Annotated in this window: 21 protein-coding genes and 1 pseudogene; 7 read left to right on the top strand and 15 right to left on the bottom strand. The window is 37.9% G+C overall.

Annotated elements, in window-relative coordinates; genetic code table 11:
- Positions 1–245: 245 nt before the first annotated feature.
- Entirely contained in the window at positions 246–590 is a 345-nt protein-coding gene (locus ACT53H_RS04295) for a hypothetical protein (protein ID WP_005041903.1), read from the top strand.
- Between the two features lie 62 nt (positions 591–652).
- Here the strand turns inward: ACT53H_RS04295 and ACT53H_RS04300 are convergent, their stop codons facing one another.
- Together ACT53H_RS04300 and ACT53H_RS04305 are read right to left on the bottom strand one after the other, a co-directional pair.
- The gene (locus tag ACT53H_RS04300) at positions 653–1264 is read right to left on the bottom strand and encodes a glutathione binding-like protein (protein WP_133974516.1); all 612 of its coding nucleotides are present in this window, start codon (positions 1262–1264) and stop codon (positions 653–655) included.
- Positions 1265–1471: 207 nt separating this feature from the next.
- Positions 1472–3910, bottom strand: a complete 2439-nt coding sequence (locus ACT53H_RS04305) for an ExeM/NucH family extracellular endonuclease (RefSeq protein WP_476008690.1) — start codon at positions 3908–3910, stop codon at positions 1472–1474.
- 145 nt (positions 3911–4055) lie between these two features.
- On the opposite strand from ACT53H_RS04305, the gene trmB reads away from it, so the two are divergent.
- Positions 4056–4772 carry a tRNA (guanosine(46)-N7)-methyltransferase TrmB gene (gene trmB / locus ACT53H_RS04310; protein ID WP_107882507.1) on the top strand — a complete coding sequence of 239 codons (717 nt, stop codon included), beginning with the start codon at positions 4056–4058 and terminating at the stop codon, positions 4770–4772.
- Between the two features lie 59 nt (positions 4773–4831).
- On the opposite strand, the gene ACT53H_RS04315 is transcribed toward trmB, so the two are convergent.
- From ACT53H_RS04315 to ACT53H_RS04325, 3 genes are all read right to left on the bottom strand, one after another.
- On the bottom strand, positions 4832–5677 hold the full coding sequence (locus ACT53H_RS04315; RefSeq protein WP_476008691.1) for an ADP-ribosylglycohydrolase family protein: 846 nt from the start codon (positions 5675–5677) through the stop codon (positions 4832–4834).
- Positions 5678–5935: 258 nt separating this feature from the next.
- Complete coding sequence (locus tag ACT53H_RS04320) at positions 5936–6361, bottom strand: hypothetical protein (RefSeq protein WP_476008692.1); 426 nt, start codon at positions 6359–6361, stop codon at positions 5936–5938.
- Positions 6362–6394: 33 nt separating this feature from the next.
- Entirely contained in the window at positions 6395–7006 is a 612-nt protein-coding gene (locus ACT53H_RS04325) for an immunity protein Imm33 domain-containing protein (RefSeq protein WP_476008693.1), read from the bottom strand.
- 278 nt (positions 7007–7284) lie between these two features.
- Here ACT53H_RS04325 and ACT53H_RS04330 point away from each other — a divergent pair, with 278 nt between their 5' ends.
- Entirely contained in the window at positions 7285–7911 is a 627-nt protein-coding gene (locus ACT53H_RS04330) for a glutathione S-transferase family protein (protein ID WP_476008694.1), read from the top strand.
- Positions 7912–7925: 14 nt separating this feature from the next.
- Here the strand turns inward: ACT53H_RS04330 and ACT53H_RS04335 are convergent, their stop codons facing one another.
- The 5 genes from ACT53H_RS04335 to ACT53H_RS04355 form a co-directional block, all read right to left on the bottom strand.
- Positions 7926–8705, bottom strand: a complete 780-nt coding sequence (locus tag ACT53H_RS04335; RefSeq protein WP_476008695.1) for a Rossmann-like and DUF2520 domain-containing protein — start codon at positions 8703–8705, stop codon at positions 7926–7928.
- Between the two features lie 93 nt (positions 8706–8798).
- Complete coding sequence (locus ACT53H_RS04340; protein ID WP_476008696.1) at positions 8799–10220, bottom strand: OmpA family protein; 1422 nt, start codon at positions 10218–10220, stop codon at positions 8799–8801.
- Between the two features lie 213 nt (positions 10221–10433).
- Positions 10434–11669: a dihydroorotase gene (locus ACT53H_RS04345; protein WP_353158148.1), complete on the bottom strand. Its 1236-nt coding sequence runs from the start codon at positions 11667–11669 to the stop codon at positions 10434–10436.
- A 12-nt stretch (positions 11670–11681) separates the two neighbouring features.
- Positions 11682–12698, bottom strand: coding sequence for an aspartate carbamoyltransferase catalytic subunit (locus ACT53H_RS04350; protein ID WP_003652674.1), 1017 nt, complete (start codon positions 12696–12698; stop codon positions 11682–11684).
- A gap of 122 nt (positions 12699–12820) precedes the next feature.
- Positions 12821–13165, bottom strand: a complete 345-nt coding sequence (locus ACT53H_RS04355) for a hypothetical protein (protein WP_004793661.1) — start codon at positions 13163–13165, stop codon at positions 12821–12823.
- Between the two features lie 239 nt (positions 13166–13404).
- Here ACT53H_RS04355 and rlmKL point away from each other — a divergent pair, with 239 nt between their 5' ends.
- Positions 13405–15615: a bifunctional 23S rRNA (guanine(2069)-N(7))-methyltransferase RlmK/23S rRNA (guanine(2445)-N(2))-methyltransferase RlmL gene (rlmKL, locus tag ACT53H_RS04360; RefSeq protein ID WP_034596304.1), complete on the top strand. Its 2211-nt coding sequence runs from the start codon at positions 13405–13407 to the stop codon at positions 15613–15615.
- Between the two features lie 18 nt (positions 15616–15633).
- Here rlmKL and ACT53H_RS04365 read toward each other — a convergent pair whose 3' ends face one another.
- A complete protein-coding gene (locus ACT53H_RS04365; RefSeq protein ID WP_004793664.1) occupies positions 15634–16050 on the bottom strand; it encodes a hypothetical protein in 417 nt (138 codons plus the stop codon).
- A 269-nt stretch (positions 16051–16319) separates the two neighbouring features.
- Here ACT53H_RS04365 and ACT53H_RS04370 point away from each other — a divergent pair, with 269 nt between their 5' ends.
- Positions 16320–16814 (top strand): CinA family protein, encoded by a 495-nt coding sequence (locus ACT53H_RS04370; protein WP_476008697.1) that lies wholly within the window; start codon positions 16320–16322, stop codon positions 16812–16814.
- 51 nt (positions 16815–16865) lie between these two features.
- Here the strand turns inward: ACT53H_RS04370 and clpB are convergent, their stop codons facing one another.
- Entirely contained in the window at positions 16866–19445 is a 2580-nt protein-coding gene (gene clpB, locus ACT53H_RS04375) for an ATP-dependent chaperone ClpB (protein ID WP_151963557.1), read from the bottom strand.
- Positions 19446–19745: 300 nt separating this feature from the next.
- Here clpB and ACT53H_RS04380 point away from each other — a divergent pair, with 300 nt between their 5' ends.
- Entirely contained in the window at positions 19746–20555 is an 810-nt protein-coding gene (locus ACT53H_RS04380) for a M23 family metallopeptidase (RefSeq protein ID WP_151963556.1), read from the top strand.
- Here ACT53H_RS04380 and ACT53H_RS04385 read toward each other — a convergent pair.
- The 3 genes and pseudogenes from ACT53H_RS04385 to ACT53H_RS04395 all read right to left on the bottom strand — a co-directional run.
- Positions 20552–20977, bottom strand: coding sequence for a GNAT family N-acetyltransferase (locus ACT53H_RS04385; RefSeq protein ID WP_004793670.1), 426 nt, complete (start codon positions 20975–20977; stop codon positions 20552–20554). The two genes, ACT53H_RS04380 and ACT53H_RS04385, sit on opposite strands and share 4 nt — an antisense overlap.
- A 94-nt stretch (positions 20978–21071) precedes the next feature.
- Entirely contained in the window at positions 21072–21494 is a 423-nt protein-coding gene (locus tag ACT53H_RS04390) for an OsmC family protein (protein WP_476008698.1), read from the bottom strand.
- Between the two features lie 135 nt (positions 21495–21629).
- Positions 21630–21692 (bottom strand): annotated as a pseudogene (locus ACT53H_RS04395) (hypothetical protein); the annotation flags it as partial.
- A 241-nt stretch (positions 21693–21933) separates the two neighbouring features.
- On the opposite strand from ACT53H_RS04395, the gene crp reads away from it, so the two are divergent.
- Positions 21934–22641: a cAMP-activated global transcriptional regulator CRP gene (crp, locus tag ACT53H_RS04400; protein WP_009388407.1), complete on the top strand. Its 708-nt coding sequence runs from the start codon at positions 21934–21936 to the stop codon at positions 22639–22641.
- The last annotated feature ends 12 nt before the right edge of the window (positions 22642–22653 follow it).

Raw genomic sequence — 22653 nt, forward strand, 5'->3', positions numbered from 1 at the left:
TCATTATTGCTACAGGTGAAGGTGCTAAAGCATCACTCTCTGCGTTTGATTACATCATCCGTTCTGGGCAATAAAATCAGTCAAATTATTATTGTTTAGTTCAAGCCTAGCATTACAAAATGCTAGGCTTTTTTAATATTGGAGTTACAACTCTTTAACAATTTTCGATCTTTATTAATCAGTTAGTTTATGTTTATATTTTAGACATCCATATTTGGATGCCATGAATTAGAAGGAAAAACACAATGAATAAATTACTTGTTGCTTTAGGTCTTGCTGCGACCGTTGCCCTTGTTGGATGTAATAAAGATAAAGCTCCAGAAACAGGTGCGACAACGGGTGAACACTTAGAAAATGCTGCTCAACAAGCAACTGCAGATATCAAATCTGCTGGTGACAAAGCTGCAAGCGATATTGCTACTGCAACTGATAATGCTACTGCAAAAATCGATGCTGCAACTGACCATGCTGCTGATGCAACCGCTGAAGCTGCTGCAAAAACTGAAGCAACTGCCCGTAAGGCAACTGCTGATACAGCTCAAGCTGTTGAAAATACCGCTGCTGAAGTGAAAAAAGATGCTCAACACTAATCTCTAAAAATAAAAAAGCCCCTGTTCATACAGGGGCTTTTTATTAAAGTCTAAAAAACTGATTAAGAAATTAGACCTTCATCACGCATCGCAATTTGTACAGATTGACGTTCTGCTACCTTATTACGTAGAGCAATAATATGTTTATATGGTGTTAAGTCATGTTCAATTGAGTTTGACCAATTCGTTAAAACAAATAGATAAGCATCTGCTGGGCCAAAATTATCATTTACGAGATAATCATAATCAGATTCAGACAAATAGTTATCGATATATTTTAAAAGACGATCAATTTCTGCATAAGCTTTGGTTTTTTCATCAGTTGTTAACGGTGCCCCGAAGAATACAGCATAAGCATCATGTAATTCAGAGTTCAAATATCCCAACCATTCCAATACTTTCGCACGGCCCATCCCTGATGGAGGAATCAAATCTTGTTTAGGGTCATGCTGAGCAAGGAACGGTAAAATCGCCACATTTTCAGTTAACATTAAACCTGGGTTAATTTCTAAAGCTGGTACATATCCTTTTGGATTAATCTCGTAATAATCTGCACCTTTTTCTGTTTTATGAGTTTTTAAATTTACCCGTTCTAAGTCAAAATCAACATTAATTTCATTTAAAATAATATGTGCAGCTAAAGAACATGCGCCTGGCGAATAATATAATTTCATATCTGATCCTTGTTATCTCATATTAACGTTTTAAATTGCTTCTAGAAAACCTGCAAGGTTTGCACAATTCTTTAATTGTAAAAAAGCGTAAACTTATAAAATACTTACACCATCTAATATTCTTCAAAAAGTCATTCCTTGCAAGTTGTCTTGCGTGACGATTGTTTAAAATATGATAAAACACATTTGCGTCACGCAATTTTTCCGTTAATTACGCTTAAAAAGCTGGCTAAGCCAATTCACTAATTCAGTTAAGAAATCAAAAATCCCATTTTTCTTATCATCGTCATGATGAGTTGAGTCTTTTCCATTTAAACCCAGATCGACAATTACAGGGTCATGATCCGAAGAACGATAAGCATCTTCACCATAAAACAATGCCTTTTGCTCATCCGTTTTATATTCTTCGTTGTAATCTAGAACCGTTGGCTCATCTGCATTGATATGCCATGCAAAAGTTCTAACCACTTTTGGATATAAAGCTGCATCAGCAATTGCATGGTCTAAGTTACCTGCTCCACCATTGCCGTTGGCATCACTCGCAACACCATACACATAGCTATACGCCTGAGTACCCTGACCGACCTTAGTGTCATTAAGTAAAACTTTATAGTTCGCTTTTTCAAATGACAAAATAGGCTCTTCTTTTGCGTAACTATTCATATCCCCTACAAGTAAAGCATTTTGGTTTTGCACTTGAGTTGGATTTTTCGCGAGCCATTGCACAATTTGATCAACGGCTTTCAAACGAGTTGGGTTCCAGCAGCCTTGACCATCTTTTTGGTCTGCGTCAGTAGAGCTAGCATCGACCCCACTACAGCTTTTCGATTTCAAGTGGTTTGGAATAACAGTAAACGTTTTATTACCACGAACTGCTTGGAAACTTTGCGCCAAAGTTGTTCGGTTCTTGTCGCCTAAATCAAGCACAACAGGTTTATTTAAAGGCTTAACACGTTTGCTGTTATAGATAATAGCAACTGCGATTGCATCACCACCTAAACGGTCTAGATTTTCAGGAACCACATATTTCCAATCGCTACCTAAAGCTTTGGTCAAATTGGCGATTGCACTGTTAGGCCCATAACCATTGTTCGCAATTTCCATTAAACCGTAAACATCGGCATCAATTGCTTTGAGCGCACTCACAATTTTACGATGCTGTTTATCAAACTCAGCTTGTGTTGTCGCACCACGCTCTGTTGGAAAACCCGTTGCACCATTGTCATAGTTCAAGACGTTAAATGAAGCTACACGAATGTGATTAGCATTTTTAGTAAGGACGCTTTGACGCGGATTTGTTTGAGTAATAACTTCAGGCTGATTACGTCCAAGCACAGGTTGTACACGCCAACCATTAAAACGATATTCTAAAATACCTTCAGCATTTTTAAGTTGATAACCCGAACGTAGCGTATTGGCAGCGCTAAAATTGCTTGGTAACCAAGGTGTACGGTTTTGATTGTTATAGCCATCATCAAAAATAATTTTCGATAATAAATTTTTCTGAGCTAGAGCTTTGGCTTCAGAAGATAACGCTGGATATAAATTGGTTGGAATATATAAACGGCCTAAACTCAGCGATAACTCACCATAACGACCATAATTGTAGTTCTCACTCACCGTTAAAGTCTGAGGTAGTTTGACCAACATACCTTGATAACGCTGCGGAGAATTGGTTGAACCACCCGTTAAACTAGCAAACGGAAGTTCAAGGCTAATCGGCTGAACCTGATTTGCCATATTGCTATTACAGGTTTGAATATCTTGTTGTAATTGATCTATCTGTAGCTGATTTTGATAAGACGTTAAACGACCACGTAAAATAACTTCATCACCAACTTGTCCACCTTTTACCGCACTGCTATTAGGAATATAAACAAAAATAGCATTACTGACATTTGCACGTGCTTTTGTATCTGGCGTCTGAACATAAAAACCAGAGAAACCATTGGCATAACGATAGTCAGCTGTAATCACACCACGCACAGTATAAGTCTGGTCTTGAGTTGCTGCAGCCAAGTCAGCAATAGCTGTATCTGAACTTGAACAACTTACTGTTTCAACAGGAGGCTGAGTTGTAGAACCCGATAAATTTGAAAAGTCATTTCGGTTTGTCCAAGCCGACCATGAATGGTCCAAATCAAATACTGCGGTTGCATCAACACTTAAAGCTGGGTTCTCAGTTTCAATACGCTTAAAACTATTTCCCAAGCTTGAAACTGCTGTCCCCCATCCCGCTGCTGGGCGTTTACCAATACGGCCAAAACGGTCTACGGGCGTTCCTTTATAAACGAGTACAACCGCATCATCTCCATTAAAAGATAAAGCAGCGACCTGATTTACTTTACTTCCCAGCTCAGTTTGCAACTCTGAGCGGCCCACTAAAAACTTCTGCTTACTCGCGAGCGTGCCTTGTAAACGAAAAACCACAGTCTTTGCTGTACCACCATTATTAAATTGTTGAATCTCATAATCGGCTAAATTAACCGTAGCGCCATCTGGATTATAAATTTCCAAGCCTTTTTTATTGCTGCTGCCGTCAACATATTGGCTAAACATGAGCTGCGCTTGAGCAACTGAGCTATATGAAAATGCACCTAATGCACTTAGAAAGACCGAAAGTGTTCTTAATTGAAAAGTTTTCATGAGTAAAAGTGTTCATATGAGTTTTAATTAGTCTCTTAGAGTAAATATTGATCATGACATCTACATGAAGAAAAACACCGAAACATTTGACTTGATCCCATGAAGACTTAAAATACCGCATTTGAATTTCAATATTGCCAAGGTTATGTCGATCGATCAGTTAGAAACGCAAATTGCAGACTTAGACAATTTGCCTGAACACCGTGAAATTGTGACGTTTATGCGTCGTTCAGCACCACTTAATACGTCTCAACGCACGGCATTAGAACAACATCGCGATTTAATTTTGGAATATCCTGTTGGCGACCTACGTCAACACTTCGAACACCCAGAGCGTCCATTAACTGTTGAAATCGGTTTTGGTATGGGTCGTTCGCTAGTACTTATGGCAAAAGCAAACCCTGAACGCAACTATGTGGGTATTGAAGTCCATGTACCTGGTATTGCTCAATGCCTATATGAAGCAGGTATAGCAGAAGTTAAAAACTTACGTGTACTTGATGCAGATGCAATTCAGGTTTTACGTGAAATGCCAGACAACAGCATTAACTGCGTTCAACTTTACTTCCCAGACCCTTGGCAAAAGAAACGTCATTTTAAACGTCGTTTTGTTGCTCATGAGCGTATGCCATTGGTTGAACAAAAGCTTGAGCTTGGCGGTACATTCCATGCTGCAACAGATTGGGAACCTTATGCTGAGTGGATGCTAGATGTATTAGACAACCGTCCAGACCTTGAAAACTTGGCAGGTAAAGGCAACAGCTACCCTCGTCCAGACTGGCGCCCAATCACTAAGTTCGAACGCCGTGGTATTGAGTCAGGTCATAAGATTAATGACTTTATCTTTAAAAAGATTAAGTAAAGAGCATATTATTTTTACTTAAAATTATGGCATTAAGTTTTAATGACTTAGTGCCATAATTAATTATCTAAATTGCATTTTTTCAGGAACTTACTCTCTAAATCTAATAAAAAAGATATTCCATATTTATCTTCATTTAAATTATTATAAAGTTGAATAGGTAAATCTTTTTTGTATTCTCTAAAACATGTAGCCAAACCAACAGCTATTGCCGCAACGCTATCAGTATCTCCACCTAAATTAATACATGACTTTAGGAGCTCACTTAAAGAACTATGTTTCAATAAACATGTTAATGCAGCACTGACCGTATCATATGCATTTAAAGATACTCTATCTTTCCAATTATAATCCCAATTTCCATATTGCTCTGACTCTAGAAAACTCTCTAAATCGCTAATAGAACCTTTTTGGTGAGTTCCAAAATGGGCAGCTAACGCGACAGCACAACTTGATTGAATTCCTATAGGTGAATCATGCGTAACTTGTGCTTGTAACTTTGCTAAAGCAATTACATCTTCTTTATTTTTTAGAAAGCCCATAGGAACTGAACGCATCGCAGCCCCATTTCTTTCACTTGTTGGTATTATTAATTCAAGTAACTCTTTGCTAGACTCCACTTTACTTAATAAATTGAAGAAACCTTCTGAATACCCTAATCTCACATCTCTTTTAAAGCATTCTATAAATTTTGAAGCTATATTTTCTTTAGTCCATTCTTGATCTGACAATATAAACTCCACTAGCGCAATCGACATCTGTGTATCATCTGTATACTTGCCGAAAATATCGTATAACTCATGCTTGCTGTATGAATCTAAATTGTTTTGTGAAATAATCTTATCTTCGCTACAAAATTCAAAACCTGCACCATAAGCATCTGCAATAGCAATTTCAGTCAACATCAGAATTAAGCCTCTTTACAATAAACATAGTATTTTATTCAATTGTCAAAAACCACGTAAGCTGGCTCATGTGTTGCGCTTTCTTCAAGCATTAAAACTTCCACAAGTTCTTTTCTGAACTCACTCTCATGACTAAATAATTCTTGAGATAGGATAATCTTCTTAATAAGAAGCTTTCTTATATTTTAAACCTAAAATTGCTTAGAAATATTTTTAAAATTTAAAAAGTATTTACTAAATTATACAATCCTTATTTTATTATAAAATTTCATTGGGAAGTAAAATTTTATAACCAGCATTGATTACCTCCTCCCCCCAATTTGTAAACATTAAGTAATAAATATCTTTAAAAAAAGATCTTGGTTTTTCAATTTTCCAATTACAAGGAAAATAAAAGCATGTTTCATCATCAGACTCTAATAATTCAGAGAAATTATAATTCTCAGTCAGCAAAGCTTGCTCTAATGAGAGCATAACTACTGCTTTATGATGAATATTATACTTTTTATTTTTTACTTTAAAAAAATATTCATTAAATAAGGGTTTCATTTGAGTAAAATCATTTGGATCATAGTGAGATAAATACTCTTCCCATTCATCCCGATCATATACCTGAAAAGTGGTCAAAGCATGTGCTGGACTTGCTGAAAAATCAACAGTACTATCTGGATATTTCAATAACATACTAAATATTCCATTGTTTTATCAAAAAGTTTATTAGCTCCAAACAACTTCATTTTTTTCATTTATTACTTTTTCAATAGTATTCTTATCTACTAGAACTATAAATTCTGGTGGTAATATCAGTACAGACATGATTTCAGGTCTTAAGTAAAGTAGTTGAAAAGCATATATTGCTTCATATTCAATGTCTTCGCTATCATCTTCAAGTGTATTAATGAACCATCCAGAATCACCTTTCTCTAAATCTGGTTCTATACGCTCCATAAATAGTTTTTCTTTATCCAAACATCCTTTTACTAAAATAATTTTATCCTGAAATAACGTAGCTATAGGATCTACCCCGCAACGCTTTGCAAAACTATTTTGTAGTGCCTGAACTTCAAGTGTAAAATCAATACTATTTTTTTCTTCACTAAATGGATTACGTGAAAAATCTGGTTCACACAATATTAACTGATTATCATCAAAATTTCGAAATATCAAAAAAGACCAACCAAACTGTATTTTTACACCATCTTCAATAGATACACCCTTCCGACTCATATCTACAATCAGTTCTGCCAACCATTTTGCTTGCTCACTTAATCGAGAGGAATATCTCATTAGGATATTCTTCTCATTTAATTCAATAACTTTCTCTTCCATTAATAACCTTTTATTAATTAAATTATATAGACCAACTCATTTCCACACTTATTTTGAATAGTTTATCTTTTCAATTCTGGTTAAAAGTATTACTCCTATATTATCAAACAACTCTCCTTAAAAATTCAAATATATTCTTATTAATCAAATTTTTAGATTTTTATTTAGGATATATGTCCTAATAGATATATTTTTTAACTATTGATTGCCAATCGAGCCAAATCTAGCTATTTATAGAAACTGGTACTTGCCATACTAAAAATTGCTAAGGACAACACATGTTAAAAATTTTAGGGCGCGATAACTCCATTAATGTTCGCAAAGTCTTATGGTTGTGTGAAGAACTAGATATTAAATATGAGAGAGAAGACTGGGGACGAGGCTTTCGCTCTGCTCAATCACCTGAATATTTACAATTAAACCCAAATGGCCAAATTCCTGTCGTTTTAGATGGTGATTTAGTCCTTTGGCAGTCCAACAGTATTATCCGTTATCTGGCAAATGCTTACGATAAAGAGCATCAGTTTTATCCTACTCAAGCAAAAGAAAGATTCTTTGTTGACCAGTGGATTGATTGGCAAGCGATCGAGCTGAATAACAGCTGGACTTATACGATTATGTCCCTGCTTAGACATTCTCCAGATCATCAAGATCCAAAGTTGTTAGAGCAAGGTATTGATGACTGGAATCATCATATGCAGATTCTTGATCAACAACTCGCAAAAACTCAGGCTTATGTTGCAGGCTCACAATTTAGCTTAGCCGATATTCCAATTGGTCTGTCTGTACAGCGCTGGAAGGCAACACCTTTTGACCATCCAACGCTTAAGCATGTCGACCAATATTTTGAACTGTTAAATCAGCGTGCTGGCTTCTTAAAATGGGGCAATAACGGCGAACCTTAACTTTTAAATAAGCTTTAAGCCGAGTGATGGCGTTTTAGGATGCCATCACTTAAAAGTTGATACACCTGCTTTAAATCATCTCGATTTGCTTGAGCCAATAAGTCTTGATGCATGGTCAAGATATTTTGATCGCCACGCATTGCAGGCCCAGTTTGCATTTGCTTTGGATCATTTTCAGTGGCTTTTTTTGCTGTTTCTATAATTAAAGGATAAAGTAAACTAAAGTCGACCTGCTCTTCATCTACAATTTGCTTTGCCATATCAAAACAATAATTACTAAAGTTACAAGCGAATACAGCCGCTAAGTGTAAAGTTAAACGTTGTTTTGAGGTGTATTGATATACTCGACTACTTAGGCTATTTGCTAAATCTGAAAGTAGCTCCTGATCGACATCTCTTATTGCTTCAACAAATAACGGCGTTGCAGACCAAACAACATCTCTTTCTAAGCTAAATGTTTGTAATGGATAAAACACCCCTGCTTTTTCATGTACATGACTGATGACTTCAATATCAGTACTGCCCGAGGTATGAACAATAAGTGTGTCAGGAAAGAATTCATGAACTTGTTTTACAAGCTCTGCAATTGCACTATCTGAAATCGCTAGAATGATAAGATCGGTTGATTGGAATTGTTGAAGAGATTGGCATGCTTTTGCTTGAATTTTCTCTGCAAATTTTTGGGTTTTATCAAAATCACGCGCATAGACTTGTACGATATTATGACCTTGGCCCAATAAAGCCTTTGCCAAATGAAAGGCAACTCTCCCACTTCCCACCAAACTGATTTTCATACCAATCCAATATTATTTGTCTCAACAAAAAAGCTTCTCAAAATGAGAAGCTTTTTTCAAATTAAAATAACTAATTTTTCATAAATCAGTCGATTATTGGGCTACTGAAAACTCGATACGACGGTTTTTAAAGCGACCTTCGTCAGTTGTATTTTCAGCCATTGGTTGGTCGGAACCATGACCTTGAGCAACTAATTTAGAAGCATCTACACCTTTAGATTTTAAATAATCTACAACTGCTTGAGCACGGCGTTGAGAAAGTGCTTTATTGGCAGCAGCGTTACCAGTCGAGTCTGTATGACCACCCACATTTAATTTGACGCTAGTCACTTTATTTAAAAGCGTTGCAGCTTGATCAAGAATGGCTTTGTTATCGGCAGGGATTTCACTTGAACCACTCGCAAAATTAATAATTTGCAAGTTAAGTGCTTTCACTAAAGCATTTACATCGACATTGTTCGGGTCAATTGATCCTAGAGCAGTTTGCGAAGCAGTTAAGCTATTACTCACAGATTGCTCAGCTGTTGCTGGTGCTTCGCCTACAACCTCAGTATGTGGCACCAATGCTTTTACTTTTGCAGTTAATGCTGCTAATGCTGCTGCATCACCTGCTTTCAAAGTAATTTTGTCACCCACCCATTCTAAAGATGCATTTGGTACACCTTTTAATGCACCTAACACACCAGCAAGTGCATCTTTATCTGTAAATGAAGCTGCATGGGTCTGGCTTGTATCAACATCACAGTCTTTAGTTGCTGAAAGCACTTGTTTCACTTGAGTTTGTAAAGTAGCCAAGAAGCCTTGATCGCCAATTCCAGCCTGACACTCACTCACTGCGCCTTTATCATCGGTACTTAAAGTTAAGCTAGCGGGTGCGGCAGCAGCTTCAACACCGCTGGCAGCCGTCGGTTCTGGGGCTGGTACAGCTTCTTTGTGCTGACAAGAACGCCATAACCAAGCAATAATAAGACCCAGAATAATGAGGGCAATAATCGGTAAGAATCCACGAGACTTACCTGTATTTTCAGTTGCTGCAGCTAATGGCGGGGCTGCTGAAGTTGCATGTGGAACTGAAGATAAACCTGCACCAAGTCCTAGCGGAGCTAATAGACCCACTGCCCATGCTGGTAAATATGAACGAATAGTATCTGCATGCTGGCGCAAGTAATTCACAATACTTTGCTGGTCATTTCCTGCAACATCTGAAATTGCATTAAGGCTGGGTTTAATTGCACTGTTGAGCGTGCTTTCAATTTCATTATTTGGTGCTGTACCACTTAAATGGGTAAGTACAGTATTTTTGATTTGGTCATTATGAGAAAAAAGGTCTGATAAGGAAGGAGCCAAACTATTTTTCAATTGTCCGATAAGATCAGGTTTAGCAGCTAATAATGAAAGTAAAATTGGATAAAACTTAGATAAAGCATTCGATTTTTCGCCTAGGTATCCATCCTGTTCATTTAATAATATTGAAGATACTTTTTCTTTAAGCAATTCTATAGGGTTTATCGACATTGGTTATTCTCCCGAATCTTATACGTCGTAACCAGCAATTTTTGATTATTCAAATACTTCTCTTTGCTGATAGTTTTTTATTCTAATCTTCCTTCAATCTTTTGTTGTTTTTTATATAATTTATATACAATTTTCCATCTAGTATTTACAAAACAGGTAGATCATATTGATCTACCTGTTTATATTTTAAATTTACTTTAACTAAGCACTTTATCAGTTAGCAAAAGTTTGAAGTACTTTACCCGTCAAGGTTTGACCCAATAATGGGGTATTTTTTCCTTGAGATAAAATAGTGTCTTTACTTACTGTCCAGCTTAATTCAGGATCTACCAACACCCATCCAGCTTCATCTTCCCAACGCGAGGTCATATTCGCAACCTGTGCTGGAACACTCGTAACTTTAGCAACCCATTCAAGAGGTTCAAATAAACCTTCATTAATGAGTTGGACACCTAAAGATACATAAGTATCAAAAGCAGTAATACCCGGCTGAGTTTCAGCAAATGGCGCCATTTTTGCCGAACTGCTTAAAGGTTCATGGTGCGTACAAATTGCATCAATTACGCCTTCTTTTAATCCTTGACGTAAAAGTTCTTTATCTTGCTCAGAACGCAATGGTGGGCGAACGTGTGCAAGTGAATTGAAACCGTCGATTAAGTGTTCGGTTAAATGTAACTGGTGCATGGCAACATCAGCAGTTACAGGCAAACCTTTTGCTTTTGCTGCACGAATTAATTCAACCGATGCACCACAAGACAACAAACCAAAGTGAGCTTTTACGCCAGTTGCTTCAATCATAAGCAAATATTTTGCAATCGCTACAGTTTCAGCAAGCGCCGGAATCATTGGCAGACCTTGGCGAGAAGCAACAAAGCCTTCGTGTGTACATCCATCTTTAGCAATTTGTGATTCTTCGGCATAGAACACAACCGTTAAGCCAAGACCCGCTGCATATTCCAAAGTACGAATAACCACATCATCATTTTCAAAAGCAGCGTTAGCATTTGAAACAGCAGTACAACCACCCTTTTTTAGGCCCGCCATATTTGCTGGTTGTTTACCATTTAGACCTTGGGTTTGAGCACCGATAATATGCATATGAATGCCGCCATCAAGCCATGCCTTTTCAATCAAGCCATGAATAAGCGCACCGTTGTCTTGTACAATCGGTTTTGAGTCTGGGGGAGTAATCACATGCAAAATACCATTAGCACGAGCTGCCTTACCTTCAGATTTAAGTGTACCGTGTTGCTGTTGACCCGGTTCACGCAAACGCGCGCACAAATCAACCATGGTTGGCATTAACCATTTACCTTGTCCATCAATGGATTGTTCAACTTGCTCTACTGGAGCAACCAACTTGCCATTTTCAAGATATACAGTTTGTACGCTGTCTGTTTTTTGGACTGGGTCTAACACACGTACATTTTCAATTTTTACAATACTCATGTGATCCATTCCTTACAACGTAATCGCTTCAATTAAACCTTGCTCTTGGAGTTGGCCTTGCATTGATAACGCCAATACGGCCATACGAACAGCAATACCATTGGTTACTTGTTTCAAAATAACCGACTGGTCTCCATCTGCAACACTTGAGTCAATTTCTACACCACGATTCATTGGTCCCGGATGCATCACGATACAGTCCGGTTTAGCTAGACCTAGACGCTCTTTGTTTAATCCATACATTCTGTAAAATTCAGACTGTGAAGATAATGCTGGAGAATCAATACGCTCATTTTGAATACGTAGGGCAATAATCACATCACAATCTGCGATCCCTGCATCCATATTGTTGAATAAACGAACGTGTTCACCATATTCTGAAAAGCCCACTGGCAATAATGTATTCGGTGCAATCACACGAATATCTTTACAGCCCAATGTTTGCAGAGCAGCCACATCCGAGCGTGCTACGCGAGAGTGTTTGATGTCTCCAATAATAGCAACACTCAACTCTTCAAAAGGTTTCTTTGTTTCACGGCGAATCGTAAGCATATCAAGCATCGCTTGCGTTGGATGAGCATGACGTCCATCTCCAGCATTAATAATCGCGACCTTTGGACATACATCTTTAGCAATGAAATGTGCAGCGCCCGAAGATGAATGGCGTACAACAAAAATATCGGCAGCCATTGCTTCAAGGTTCCAAAGCGTATCTCGTAGCGTTTCACCTTTTGATGTACTTGAACGTGCAATATCAATATTCAATACATTGGCAGACAAGCGTTTTGCTGCTGCTTCAAAAGTAGTACGGGTACGGGTGGAGTTTTCAAAGAAAAGATTCATCACCGTCAACCCTTCTAAGAGCGGACGATTAATTAAATTATTATTATCATCTAAAAAGCTTTGTGCGGTATCTAAAATCTTCGTGAGGTTTTCTTTTGAAAGTCCCTCAATTGTTAAAAAATGTTTTAAATTTCCGTCCTGATTGAGCTGAACCTGGCTCGGCTGATGCAACGCTGCAATATGCATAATGGATTCCTATGGGTCGAATCGCGAAAACGTGCATAGTGTAGCTGAATTCCGCTCTTTTCGCAGAAGAACTTTACAGAATAAGACCCTAAATTGACCAAAATTTAAGGTCTTATTCGAGATTACCTTAAGGCACCAATGTAATGGTGTGGAACTTGTGCCCGATAAATGTCTTCGGCTGTTATTTCTGGCTCTTCATCCGCCTTAGTAACAGCGGGCGTTTCTTTTTGAGAAGATTCTGGCAGTGTTTCAACTAATGATCTTAATCGCTCAACACATCGTTTTAATTCATCATCCTCTGTTTCTAACGCCACCGTAATTACATATTTTGCATAATCTTTATTTTGAATCACATACATTGCATCTATTACCCGCCCCGTTACCCGACGCATACGTACATATATTTGTGTGGCCACTGAGAAAGCATCTGCATTAGCAATAAAACCATTCCCCATCATGTCTTTCATTTATAACGTCCCCATCCATTAAAATTATAAAAATGGTTAAAAATCGACTTTGTCTGTTAAATAAATAACCATCAATTATCTTGGTCTAGCAAAATACATACCAATTACAAGGTATTACTCTTTAAAAATCAGTTTATTGGTTGCTAAATGATAGGTTGCAATAATTTAAAAACCTTTAGACATCAAAATAAGTTAAACTTTGCATCGTTAATATTTATATGTTTTGGTCAATCGAGTTTATGAATACCTCTTTACGTTTAAACCACTATTGGATTACTTGTGCTGATGGTTTAGAACCCCTCTTACAAGAAGAAATAGAACAACTTGGCACCAAAGTGACAGAACGTAAAGCAGGACGTTTAATCATTGAAGGAACGCTTGAACAAGCTTACCGCATCTGTATGTGGTCGCGTCTCGCGTCTCGTGTTTTACTTCCTATTCATACTTATGAACTTGATTTTACGCATGATGCACGTGATGTCGCAGAAGAACTCTACGAAGGTGCAATGAGCTTTGACTGGTCACTTGTTTTTGCACCACAAAGTACCTTTGCAATTCGCTTGCATGCAGAACGTGAAATCATGGTCAATTCGCAATTTGCTACACTGCGTGTAAAAGATGGTGTTGTTGATTCCTTTATGGAAGCTGTAGGTCGCCGTCCTAGCATTGATACCAAACAACCAGAAATTACGATCTATGCTTTGGCAGGTAAAACTGAACATACTTACTGTCTAGATTTATCAGGTGATTCACTCCATAAGCGTGGTTACCGCCGTTACATGACAGATGCACCAATTAAAGAAAACCTTGCTGCGGCAATTTTACAAAAAGCTCAGCTCAAACAGCGTAATCCAGAGATCGTGCTTGACCCAATGTGTGGTTCGGGCACATTCATCATTGAAGCATTAATGATTTTAACTGACCGTGCACCGGGACTTGTTCGCCGTTTTGGATTTAATGGCTGGCATGGTCATGACCGTGAACTTTGGCTTTCACTTAAAGCAGAAGCAGCAGAACGTCACGAAAAAGCACTTCAATTACCTTTACCTAAATTTTATGCCTACGATGCAGACTGGGAAGCGATTAAAGCAACCCGTGAAAATATTATTGCAGCAGGCTTTGAAAATTTATTAGGTCAGATTCAAATCGAAGAGCGTACTTTAGCTGACTGGCCAGATTTTGCTGCTGAAGGCAAAACTGCATTTATTGTCACTAACCCGCCTTATGGTGAACGTTTAGGTGAAAAAGCTTCAAACCGTTCTCTATACTTAGGTTTATCAGCGCTTTTACAAAAACATTTCCCAAATCAATATGCAGCGGTTATTGCAGCTCAAATTGAACAATCTGATGTTTTGGCATTTGAAGCGCCTGAAACCTTACGCTTAATGAATGGTAAGTTGCCAATTTATATTCGTTTCGGTGTAATCAAACCTGAAAAAGTAACTCAACCATTTTTAGCAACTTGGCAAGCTCAACCTATTGAAATGGAAGAAGCTCAAGACTTCGCTAACCGTTTGCAAAAAAATATGACTGCCTTGAAAAAATGGGCAACGAAAGAAAATGTTTATTGTTTACGTTTGTATGATGCAGACTTACCTGACTTTAATGTCGCTGTTGACTTATATGGTGACCGTTTACACGTTCAGGAATACGCACCACCAAAAACAATCGATCCAGAAAAAGCTAAAAAACGTTTTAATTTAGCGCTTGCTGCAATTCGCGCTGTTACTGGTTTAAACCGTGATGCCATCTTTATTAAGACACGTGCACGCCAAACGGGTACAACTCAATATACGAAGCAAAGTACAGCTTCAAAACGTTTTATCGTTCAAGAAGGTAAAGCTAAAATTTTAGTTAACCTGACTGATTACCTAGACACGGGTTTATTCCTTGACCATCGTCAAATGCGTTTACGTATTGCTCAAGAAGCACGTGGTAAACACTTCTTGAACTTATATAGCTATACGTCTACTGCAAGCTTACATGCTGCGCTTGGCGGTGCTGCTAGTACAACAAGTGTGGATTTATCTAACACTTACCTAAACTGGTCAAAAGAAAACTTTGTTTTAAATGGCTTAACTGTAGATCATGCAGATGAACAACACATGTTCTTTGCCAGCGACTGTTTTGAGTGGTTAAAAGAAGGTCATGAACAATACGATCTTATTTTTATTGACCCGCCGACATTCTCAAACTCGAAAAAATTCTATGGTACATTCGATGTACAACGTGACCACATCTCGCTTATTAAACGCGCAATGAACCGTTTACACAGTGAAGGTACGCTCTACTTCTCGAATAACTATCGCGGTTTTGAAATGGACGAAGAGATCGAAGCTATTTTTCAGGTTGAAGAAATTACTTCTGAAACCATCGGCCTTGATTTTAAACGTAATCAAAAAATCCACCGTGCATGGAAAATTCAGCACCCTGGTCTAGATCAGTATTAATGAGACTAGAGGTTATTATTACTTCACGGTAATAATAACCTCACCATGAACATTTTTTGACTCAAAATCATATTTAGTAAAACGATCTGCTCTTTCCGGTAACGCAATCATTTCTAACTTCTTCTTTTCTTTACTATCAACAACATGATTCTGTTTTTGTTCTTGATACGGAGAAAGTACGCTGGTTCTAAGCGCATTCCATCGAACTTGCTGTAAATAGTTATCTCCTAACGCCTGCTGTACTTGTTGTTGTTCTCTCGCAGGCTTTTTGGCATCGTCCTGAGCTTTGGCAATAATCACGGGTAAAGATGCAGTTATCGCCCCTGTTTGAGTTGCAAGCGCACTTTCCGACATTGGTTGTGCTGCCCATGTAGTTGATAATAATACAGATACACCGCTCAAAATTCCCAGCATATATCCTTGTTTATTGTTCATTTCATTCATCCTAAAATTGTTATTGTTTGTTATATCAAACAAAATTAACAATTTTTTAAGCATGTCGCAATGTTATAAATAAACTTCCCGACCATTAACATTGATCATTTTAAAACCTAATTTTTTTCACAGGCATTTTGTGAATATTCAAGCAGTTTTATAGATTTTTATCCCAGACTTGAATGACACCCTTAAATCACTTACTGTAATTTTATAATTTATCTGTAAATTGATTTTATTTATAAATAAACACCATTCGAGGTGAAATAATGCTTCAGCACTGCTGCCAACTATTAGAAAATCGTCAACTCAAAATTGCCTTTATTGAAAGTGCCAGTTCTGGTTATTTAACCAGTCAATTTTCTATTCATAAAAATAGTGGAGCAGACATTTTACTGGGTGGTTTAATAAGTTATGACCCCAGCATTAAAATTAGTATCTTAAAAGTTAATCCAAAGTTAATAGAGATTTACACAGCAGAGTCACCACAAGTTACAGAGGAAATGTGCAAGCGGGGACAAACGTTATTTCCAAAAGCCGATATTATTGTAAGTTGTACTGGGCTATTAAAATCTGGAGGAAGTGAAACCTCAGAAAAACCCGTAGGTACCTTTTTTATCTGCATTTCTTATCAAGAATGTATTTATCATTACCATTATTTTTTATCTGGCCATCCCGAACAAAAATTAAAGACATTAACTCAGAAAGTTTCAGACACCCTCATTGCTTTACTCACATCAAAAACCCAAATAGCTTCGCCATAAAAAAAAGAGAATATGTTTCCATATTCTCTTTTCGGTTTTAGCAGAACAAGATTAGCTGAGTTTCATTTTATCGAAGACTAAATGACCATTTTCACCTTTTACTAAAATGGTATCACCTGCGACAAAATCACCCGACAAGATTTTTTGAGCCAATGTATTTTCAATCTGTTGTTGAATCGCACGTTTTAATGGACGCGCGCCATAAACAGGATCGAAACCAGCATCAATCAATAAATCAAAAGCAGTGTCATCTACAGTTAAACTCATATCACGATCAACCAGACGTGAACGTAATCGATCCAACTGAATATCGGCAATGCCTCGAATTTGTGCTTTTTTGAGTGAATGGAAAATCACCAATTCATCAATCCGGTTAATAAATTCCGGACGGAAATGCTGAGTTACCGCATTCATTACAATAGTACGCACTTCATCGTCTGTTGCACCCTCACCTAGCTCACGTACATCTTGTGAACCTAAGTTCGAAGTCATCACAATCACAGTGTTTTTAAAGTCCACTACTCGGCCTTGTGAGTCTGTTAAGCGACCGTCATCCAACACTTGTAGCAAGATATTGAATACATCTGGATGCGCTTTTTCAACCTCATCAAACAACACCACACTATATGGCTTACGGCGAACAGCTTCAGTTAAAACACCGCCTTCTTCATAACCCACATATCCTGGAGGTGCACCCACTAAACGACTAACCGAATGTTTCTCCATGAATTCACTCATGTCGATACGAATCATGGCATCATCACTGTCAAACAAGAAGTTCGCCAGAGCTTTGGTCAACTCAGTTTTACCAACACCTGTTGGACCTAAGAACAAGAATGAACCACTTGGGCGATTCGGATCAGACAAGCCTGCACGTGAACGACGAACTGCGTTAGACACAGCAACGACAGCTTCATCTTGCCCTACAACTCGGTCATGTAAAAACTCTTCCATATTAAGGAGTTTTTCACGCTCGCCTTGCATCATTTTAGCAACCGGAATTCCTGTTGCGGCACTCACAACTTCGGCAATTTCATTTTCAGTCACTTTAGTACGAATGAGTTTTGGCTCTTCGTTTTCTTCAGCAACTTCGTCTTGCTCCAGTTGTTTTTGCAACTCTGGAATTACGCCATACTGTAAACGTGCTGCTTCAGCCAAATCACCTTCACGCTGAGCTTTCTCAAAAGCAATACGCGCTTTATCAAGTTCAACCTGAGCCTGTTTAGTACCCTCGACAAGAGTCTTCTCAGATTTCCAGATTTCTTCAAGATCGTTGTATTCTTTCTCGACTTCAGCAATCTGTTTTTCAAGATGATTAACTTCAGCTTTACTGCCGACATCTTCATCTTTTTTCACAGCTTCCAATTGCATTTTCAACTGGATTAAACGGCGATCAAGTTTATCAAGTGCTTCAGGTTTAGAGTCAATTTCCATCTTAATACGAGAAGCCGCTTCATCAATCAAGTCAATTGCTTTGTCTGGTAATTGACGATCAGTAATATAGCGATGAGACATTTTTGCCGCGGCAATAATCGCTGAGTCTAAAATTTGCACACCATGGTGAGTGGCATATTTCTCTTTTAGACCACGTAAAATCGCAATGGTATCTTCAACACTTGGTTCATCAACCAACACTTTTTGGAAACGACGCTCTAATGCAGCATCTTTTTCAATATATTGGCGATATTCATCTAAAGTTGTTGCACCCACACAGCGTAATTCACCACGAGCTAATGCAGGTTTTAACATATTACCTGCATCCATAGCGCCATCACCTTTACCTGCGCCTACAAGCGTATGCAGCTCGTCAATAAACAGGATGATTTCGCCTTCGTGTTTTGCCAAATCTTTTAAAACAGCTTTTAAACGTTCTTCAAACTCACCACGATATTTAGCACCAGCAAGTAATGAACCTAAATCTAAAGATAAAACACGTTTGCTTTTTAAGCCTTCTGGCACTTCACCATTGACAATACGCTGAGCCAAACCTTCAACAATAGCTGTTTTACCTACACCCGGTTCACCAATAAGAACAGGGTTGTTTTTTGTACGACGTGATAAAACTTGAATGGTACGGCGGATTTCGTCATCACGCCCAATCACCGGATCAAGTTTTCCAGATAAAGCACGCTCAGTTAAATCAATCGTATATTTATTAAGTGAGTCACGTTGATCTTCGTGATTATTACTCATGACTTTGTCACTACCTCGAATATGTTCAATTACTTTACGTAGACTGTCGGGAGTTACACCTACGGCACTTAAAATATTTTTAGTTTCGCCTGTCTCTGCTAAGCCTAATAGCACCCAATCAGTTGACAAAAATTCATCACCCGCCTTTTGCGCATATCTATCTGCCAGATTAAGCGCCTTAACAGCTTCAGGGTTTAAATTGACATCCCCAGTCGGATTCGCAATGGTCGGAGCATCTTTTATAGCTTGCTCAAGCTTTTGTTTAAGTTCAGGTAACCGTGCACCTGCTTGTTGCAACAAACTAATATTTGATGGCTCTTCTAAGAGGGTACTCAAAATATGAATACCTGCGATCGCGGTGTGGTCTTTACCCATCGCTAAAGATTGAGCATCTGAAAGGGCTTGCTGCAAGCGGTTTGTAAATTTTTCAAAACGCATTCTTGTTATTCCTCACAACAAATTTGTACTTGTCTAATAGATGGGAACACTTTTTCGGATTTCAAATAAATTTATATATATTTTTCATAATGTTATTAAAATAACAACGAGTAAAACTCCATTATAATATGGGATTGTTTTGTATATATTTCAAGTACAGTTCAGCTACATTTTATTAAAATACTTGAATATTTAGCTTCATGCTTATTCATACTACGCTTTTCACAAACTCTTCATTGAGAATTTAATGATTAAGCTTTAGTTTATCTTGCTAGTTTACTACTCGTTTTGAAATGAAAAATGCACTTTAAACACATTCTATTAACAACAACTTGTCTTTTTACTTCGGCACTGGCAATCGCCGAGCTTCCACAAGACTCAAGAAGACCCGGTGGGATTGCAATTATTCCCCTAACTAGCGATATTACTCAGGTTACCTTTCAACAAAAGCCAGTTTTAATTAGCCAGGAAGGTCAGCAACGTTATGCTGTTGTGGGTATTCCGTTATCTACCCCACTTGGTAGTGTACAACTCGATACGAATAAAACCCCTATTCAAATAGAAATTAAGTCTTATCCTTATGCGGAGCAACGGATTAAAGTCACTAACCAAGATTATGTGAACCCGAACCAAAGCCAGTTAGACCGCTATGCTCAAGAAGCTAAAGAACAAAATGATGTTTATAGCTCATTTACAAAGAGTTCATGGCAAACCTTACCAGCATTTATACGCCCAACTTCAGGGAAGTTTTCCAATTCTTTTGGAAGAAAACGCTTTTTTAATGGTGAAGAGCGCGCTCCTCACTCAGGGTTAGATATCCCTGCACCAGTAGGACAAAAAGTTGTTGCACCAGCAGATGGTGTCGTTATCCAAACCGGATCTTATTTTTTTAATGGTCAAACTGTGTTGATTGATCATGGCCAAGGCCTAGTCAGCATGTTCTGCCATTTAAGCGCAATTAAAGTAGAAAAAGGTCAACATATTCGCCAAGGAGAAACACTAGGTTTAGTGGGCAAAACTGGACGCGTGACAGGTCCTCATCTGCATTGGGGCATGAGCCTTAATAATGCTCGGGTAGATCCGCAGCTTTTTCTAAATACAGCTCGTTAATTTAAGGCTTTACGAAAATACTTTGGTGCTTCGATATAGCCTTCTCTTAGGTAAAATTGATGTGCCAAAGGTCTTTGTACTCCAGAATGAAGTTCCATTCGATCACAACCACGGTGCTTGGCTTGTTGCTCAGCTTCTTGTATGAGTAAATGCCCTACACCTTTACTACGTATATTCTCATCAACGCATAGATAACATATTTTGGCAAAGTCACCCTCTAAGGCAATTTGCGGAATAAAATAAAGAGATAAAAAACCCCAAATCTTGCCATTTTCTTCAGCAACCAAAATTTGTGAGTTAGAGTCGTTATTTAATATTTCAAATTTTTCTTGGATAAGCGTGAGTGGCTGTGGGTAGCCCATCTGTTTAAGTAAATCGCATATTGCTTGAGTATCGTTCCATTTAGCAGTACGAATATTCATTTCATCCCTCATCTTATTTTTTAATTATTTTTGACAATAAAAAAGCCAACTCTAATGTCAGCTTCTTTTAATTTTTAGCTATCAAAAAACTGTCTTATTCCGCTTCAATAATTTCAAAGTCATGGGTGATTTCTACACCACCATCGGAAAGCATTTTACTCGCTGAACAATATTTTTCGGCAGACAATTCAACCGCTTTTGCAACCTGTTTTTCTTTAACAGCTTTACCTGTTACCACAAAGTGTAAGTGGATTTTAGTAAAAACAGCTGGAATTGTGTCAGCGCGCTCAGCTTTTAAATTACATACAACATTCATCACATCTTGGCGAGATTTCTTTAAAATGGTCACAATATCAAACGAAGCACACCCACCAAGTCCCATTAATAGCAATTCCATAGGACGTGGACCACGGTTTTCACCACCATACTCAGGTGAGCCATCCATAATGACACTATGCCCACTATCCGATTTCGCTTCAAAAGCAACATTCTCTAGCCAATGTACACTTGTTTGCATTGCAACTACCTAAAAAAAATTATAAATTTAAGCAGGGTCTGTTGACATTTCATCTATGGATTGCGTTAGAGCTAAAAATTAATCCAAATAAGACGCAAAACCCAGACAATGGCAATCCTTTGTCCAGTTTTGTTATATAGTTTGTGAAATTTCAGCCATAATCTGAGTTGCCATTTAAGCAGCGCAGGCACAGCGCAAGACCATGTTATTTTGTACGTTCCGTTGTTAAGATCTATTTATTTAGAATGGCTAAATTTCATAGCTCTTGCTTGGTAACGTCTAAAAGAATTGTCTTATGTCGCAACCATCTGTGAAATGTCAACAGACCCTTGTTTTGTACACTAACATAAAATGAGTTGATAAGGAATTTCATCTCTTCTGTGTAATAGCTCATCTCGGGCTTGTGTGAATTGTTTACCCTATTCGGAACATATTAAGCATGACTTCAAATTTTTCACAACTCAGCACAGATGCTTTATCTCCGGGGCAACTACCTGAATCCGTTAAAGCATTGTTAAAACGTGCTCACATCAACAGATATCCAAAACGAACCACAATTGTTGATGCCGGAACAGAGTCGAAATCTTTATATTTAATTTTAAAAGGCTCAGTTTCAATTATTTTACGTGAAGATGACGAACGTGAAATTGTTGTTGCATATTTGAATCCGGGCGACTTCTTTGGGGAAATGGGGCTTTTCGAACCGAACCCGCAACGTACAGCTGAAGTTCGTACGCGTGATGTCTGTGAAATTGCAGAAATTTCTTATGACAACTTCCACGAACTTAGCAAACAATATCCGGACTTAAGTTATGCTGTTTTTGCACAACTTGTTCGCCGTCTAAAAAATACGACTCGTAAAATGACAGATCTTGCATTTATTGATGTGTCTGGGCGTATTGCACGTTGTCTAATCGACCTATCTTCACAACCAGAAGCAATGATTTTGCCAAACGGTCGTCAAATTCGTATTACTCGTCAAGAAATTGGCCGTATTGTGGGATGTTCACGTGAGATGGTTGGCCGTGTACTCAAAACCTTAGAAGATCAAGGCATGATCCAGACAGACGGTAAAGCTATTCTTATTTTTGATGTTTCATTAGAAGAAGCACCTGTTTCTGATGAAGACTATGATGATGATGAATAATATTTATTAAAT

Source organism: Acinetobacter sp. DMC2, assembly GCF_056314305.1.

Coding starts and splice junctions, on each gene's coding strand:
- ACT53H_RS04295 (WP_005041903.1), top strand. CDS start 246: ATGAATAAATTACTTGTTGCTTTAGGTCTTGCTGCGACCGTTGCCCTT.
- ACT53H_RS04300 (WP_133974516.1), bottom strand. CDS start 1,264: ATGAAATTATATTATTCGCCAGGCGCATGTTCTTTAGCTGCACATATT.
- ACT53H_RS04305 (WP_476008690.1), bottom strand. CDS start 3,910: ATGAAAACTTTTCAATTAAGAACACTTTCGGTCTTTCTAAGTGCATTA.
- trmB (WP_107882507.1), top strand. CDS start 4,056: ATGTCGATCGATCAGTTAGAAACGCAAATTGCAGACTTAGACAATTTG.
- ACT53H_RS04315 (WP_476008691.1), bottom strand. CDS start 5,677: ATGTTGACTGAAATTGCTATTGCAGATGCTTATGGTGCAGGTTTTGAA.
- ACT53H_RS04320 (WP_476008692.1), bottom strand. CDS start 6,361: ATGTTATTGAAATATCCAGATAGTACTGTTGATTTTTCAGCAAGTCCA.
- ACT53H_RS04325 (WP_476008693.1), bottom strand. CDS start 7,006: ATGGAAGAGAAAGTTATTGAATTAAATGAGAAGAATATCCTAATGAGA.
- ACT53H_RS04330 (WP_476008694.1), top strand. CDS start 7,285: ATGTTAAAAATTTTAGGGCGCGATAACTCCATTAATGTTCGCAAAGTC.
- ACT53H_RS04335 (WP_476008695.1), bottom strand. CDS start 8,705: ATGAAAATCAGTTTGGTGGGAAGTGGGAGAGTTGCCTTTCATTTGGCA.
- ACT53H_RS04340 (WP_476008696.1), bottom strand. CDS start 10,220: ATGTCGATAAACCCTATAGAATTGCTTAAAGAAAAAGTATCTTCAATA.
- ACT53H_RS04345 (WP_353158148.1), bottom strand. CDS start 11,669: ATGAGTATTGTAAAAATTGAAAATGTACGTGTGTTAGACCCAGTCCAA.
- ACT53H_RS04350 (WP_003652674.1), bottom strand. CDS start 12,698: ATGCATATTGCAGCGTTGCATCAGCCGAGCCAGGTTCAGCTCAATCAG.
- ACT53H_RS04355 (WP_004793661.1), bottom strand. CDS start 13,165: ATGAAAGACATGATGGGGAATGGTTTTATTGCTAATGCAGATGCTTTC.
- rlmKL (WP_034596304.1), top strand. CDS start 13,405: ATGAATACCTCTTTACGTTTAAACCACTATTGGATTACTTGTGCTGAT.
- ACT53H_RS04365 (WP_004793664.1), bottom strand. CDS start 16,050: ATGAACAATAAACAAGGATATATGCTGGGAATTTTGAGCGGTGTATCT.
- ACT53H_RS04370 (WP_476008697.1), top strand. CDS start 16,320: ATGCTTCAGCACTGCTGCCAACTATTAGAAAATCGTCAACTCAAAATT.
- clpB (WP_151963557.1), bottom strand. CDS start 19,445: ATGCGTTTTGAAAAATTTACAAACCGCTTGCAGCAAGCCCTTTCAGAT.
- ACT53H_RS04380 (WP_151963556.1), top strand. CDS start 19,746: ATGCACTTTAAACACATTCTATTAACAACAACTTGTCTTTTTACTTCG.
- ACT53H_RS04385 (WP_004793670.1), bottom strand. CDS start 20,977: ATGAATATTCGTACTGCTAAATGGAACGATACTCAAGCAATATGCGAT.
- ACT53H_RS04390 (WP_476008698.1), bottom strand. CDS start 21,494: ATGCAAACAAGTGTACATTGGCTAGAGAATGTTGCTTTTGAAGCGAAA.
- crp (WP_009388407.1), top strand. CDS start 21,934: ATGACTTCAAATTTTTCACAACTCAGCACAGATGCTTTATCTCCGGGG.